The sequence below is a fragment of the Streptomyces sp. CoH27 genome, from assembly GCF_020181035.1.
In the GTDB taxonomy this organism is placed as follows: Bacteria; Actinomycetota; Actinomycetes; order Streptomycetales; family Streptomycetaceae; genus Streptomyces; species Streptomyces camelliae.
Window position 1 is genome coordinate 89,919 of record NZ_JAIQYY010000028.1, and the last position, 2,914, is coordinate 92,832.

3 protein-coding genes are annotated in these 2,914 nt (G+C 68.1%); 2 read left to right on the plus strand and 1 reads right to left on the minus strand.

What is annotated here, in order from left to right; all coding sequences use genetic code 11:
• Window positions 1–4: 4 nt before the first annotated feature.
• The gene (locus LE548_RS36605) at window positions 5–1,372 is read right to left on the minus strand and encodes a S8 family serine peptidase (RefSeq protein WP_225101344.1); all 1,368 of its coding nucleotides are present in this window, start codon (window positions 1,370–1,372) and stop codon (window positions 5–7) included.
• Between the two features lie 280 nt (window positions 1,373–1,652).
• Here LE548_RS36605 and LE548_RS36610 point away from each other — a divergent pair, with 280 nt between their 5' ends.
• Window positions 1,653–2,444 carry an RHS repeat-associated core domain-containing protein gene (locus LE548_RS36610; protein ID WP_225101345.1) on the plus strand — a complete coding sequence of 264 codons (792 nt, stop codon included), beginning with the start codon at window positions 1,653–1,655 and terminating at the stop codon, window positions 2,442–2,444.
• Window positions 2,445–2,446: 2 nt separating this feature from the next.
• Complete coding sequence (locus LE548_RS36615) at window positions 2,447–2,839, plus strand: hypothetical protein (protein WP_225101346.1); 393 nt, start codon at window positions 2,447–2,449, stop codon at window positions 2,837–2,839.
• Window positions 2,840–2,914 lie beyond the last annotated feature (75 nt).

Sequence of the window (2,914 nt, forward strand, 5' to 3'; positions counted from 1 at the left end):
GCTGTCAGCCGTGGCTCGCCTTGGCCAGGGCCGGCACGAAGGCCAGGGCGTTGAGCGTGCCCACGCCGGTGGCCATGTCGTAGCCGCCCACGGCCTTGTAGCCCTTGACGCCCTGGTAGCTGTTGTCCGTGCCGTCGTTGACGTCGACGATGCCGGAGCCCTTGCGGCCTTCGAGGGTGTAGAGGGCCTGGTTGATGTCGCCCAGACGGTGCCCGGCCGCCTGGTCGGCGAGGGCGACGATGCCCGAGAAGAGCGGGCTGGCCTCGCTGGTGCCGCCGGCGACGTCCCAGCCGGTGGCGGTCGGGTCGTAGCTGGAGTAGGTCCAGGCACCGCCGTTGACCGCGGCGGCCATGGAGATGTCCGGGGTGCCGCGGCGGCTGCCGACGACGTTCTGCACGCGGTTCTGGAACGACGGCCGGGTGAAGACGTGGGACTGGCCGCCGCCGCCCGCGCCGTAGTCGTTGTAGACGCTGTCCGGCTTGACGCGCTCACCCTTGTCGTTCAGGTGGAGCTGGGTGCCGCCGATGGAGGTGACCAGCGGGTCCGAGGACGGCCACGAGTTGACGCGGTACTTGTAGTAGCTCTTGCCGTCCGCGGTCTGGTCGGTGGCGCCGCCGTCGCCGGAGGAGGCGAGGACGGTCACGTGCTTGCGGGCCGCGGCCTCGAAGGCGTAGCGCAGCTTCTTGATGCTGGAGAAGTCGCCCTTGGAGAAGCCCGGGAAGGTGTCCTCCGTGGCGCCGAAGCTCTGGCTGATGACGTCGCCGACCCCGTGGTCGATCAGGGACTTCTCGGCGCTCATCATCTCCGGCAGACCGGTGGTGCCCTCGGTCTCGGCGACGGCCGTCTCCACCAGGACGATCCTGGCCCCCGGCGCGACGGCGTGGGCCATCTCGACGTCGAGGGTGGTCTCGCCGGCCCAGCCGGTCATGTCGGAGTTCTTCGGGTCGAACGTGGGCACGTGGCCCCACTTGACCACGTCGACCTTGGTGCTGGGCAGCCCGAACTGCTTGCTGTAGACGTCAAGGTCGTGCTGGACCGTCGGCGACCCGAACGAGTCGACGATGACGATCGTGCGCCCCTTGCCCGTGATGCCCTTCTTGTACAGCGCGTTGAGGTTGTACGCGGTTCTGTACTGGAGCGGGGTGTAGCAGTTGATGTGCCACTTGGCCTGGCACTGCGCGATGGGCAGGGGGCTGGCCACGTCGCGCGCGAGGGTGTGCCCCGCGAGGGCCGGCTGCGCGAAGGTGTGCGGTACGCCGGCGGGCGCGGCGGTGGTGGCGCCGGCCGTGGAGAGGGTCGCCAGTCCTGCGGCGACGAGTGCGGCGGTGGCGGCGGAGGCCGCGAGGCCGCGCCCGGTTCGGGCTATGTGCATGTGTTCCCCTGAGTGGTCCGGAGTCGGACGTGGATCGGTCGCCTAAGTCGACACACAGACCGCCGGGTGAGTCATGCACAGAACAAGATTATTGACCGGCCGATGCCAAATCCTTTACCAGACCCGACCTTTCGTGAACACGAACGGCCGCCGCACCCACAACAGTGGGACCGGCCCACCTTGCCTGACCTCGCACTTCGCTGCGACCCGGGCTCCCGCTTCCCGTCTCAGCCCGAACGGGCCCGCCTCGACCCGCCCGAGGCCCGATCGAGGCGGCTCCGTGTTCCCGCGGGAACACGGCACGGGACGACTGCCTGACCGGCCCGACCTGCAAGTTCCCCGCAGCGCACCCCGGCACACGGCGACACTGCCCGCCGACAGCAGCGTCGCGCCGACCGTCCTCGACTACGACGAGTACGGCAACCCGCGCGCCGGCCAGGACGCGGTCCGCTACGGCTGGCTCGGCGGCAAGCAGCGGTCCAGTGAGACCCTCACCGGCCTCACCCTCATGGGCGTGCGCCTCTACAACCCCACCACCGGGCGCTTCCTGTCCATCGACCCGGTGTCCGGCGGCAGCGCCAACGCCTATGAATACGGCAACGGTGATCCAGTCAACAACTACGACCTCGACGGTCGAAGCTGGTGGCGGCGGGCCCTGCGCTACACAGCGATCGGTGCCGGAATTGTGGGTGGTACAGCCTGCGGCGCCCCCATCGTCTGCGGAGTCGCCGTCGGTGCCGCAGCAGGCGCTGCAGCCTATAGCGCTTCCTATGCCGGAACTCGCCGATTCAGCTGGGGCGGATTCGGAAGGTCCGTCGGCTGGGGCGCTGCCAGTGGCCTCTTCTACAGCGGGGCCGGAAGGCTCATCGGGCACCGGATGAAGGCCTGGCGCATCGGCCTGAAGTTCAGCCGGGGCTCCGGACGCGGAACCGACTTCGTGTGGCGAGGGGTCCGCAAGTTCGGCCTCCACAGTCATAGCATCAGGGGGATGTCTCGTTGGCAGTTCATCCACTACCACCGGCGCGGCCCCGGCGGTATCGGTAACCACCGCCCTTGGCAGGAAAGGTGGTGAAGATGCCCCACGCGTACGGCGAAACGGACGAACCACGCTATCCACTGATCATCGTGGATGACGACCAATGGGTATACGTCTACTCCTCGCCAGAGGACGTCGCTCGGGCCGTCGAGCCGGCCTTGCTGGATGACACCGTGGATGCCTTCGACGGATCGGCGCGCCCACTGCGCATCACCTGGGCCGAGGACTCCGCCCAGGTGGTGGTCGCTGACGGGTCGCCCCATCTGCATCGACTGCAAGAGCACATGGATTCCTTTTTCCACGCATGGACGACGAACTCCCCTCCGCCACATGCGGCAACGGCAGAGGAGTACGTCCCGCGCATGCTTGAGGCATACGCTCTGAGGAACGGGCTGCGTCACAAGAGCAAGCGGCCTCGAAAGACCGATTAACCTCGATTCTTCAGCGGTCGTGAGTGTCTGGCTGGCTTGCCGGTTCACCCCGTTTGTCCTCCGCGATAGCGGGCG

Bases quoted from the DNA above. Each gene is read 5' to 3' on its own strand.
- LE548_RS36605 (WP_225101344.1), bottom strand. From the start codon at position 1,372: ATGCACATAGCCCGAACCGGGCGCGGCCTCGCGGCCTCCGCCGCCACC.
- LE548_RS36615 (WP_225101346.1), top strand. From the start codon at position 2,447: ATGCCCCACGCGTACGGCGAAACGGACGAACCACGCTATCCACTGATC.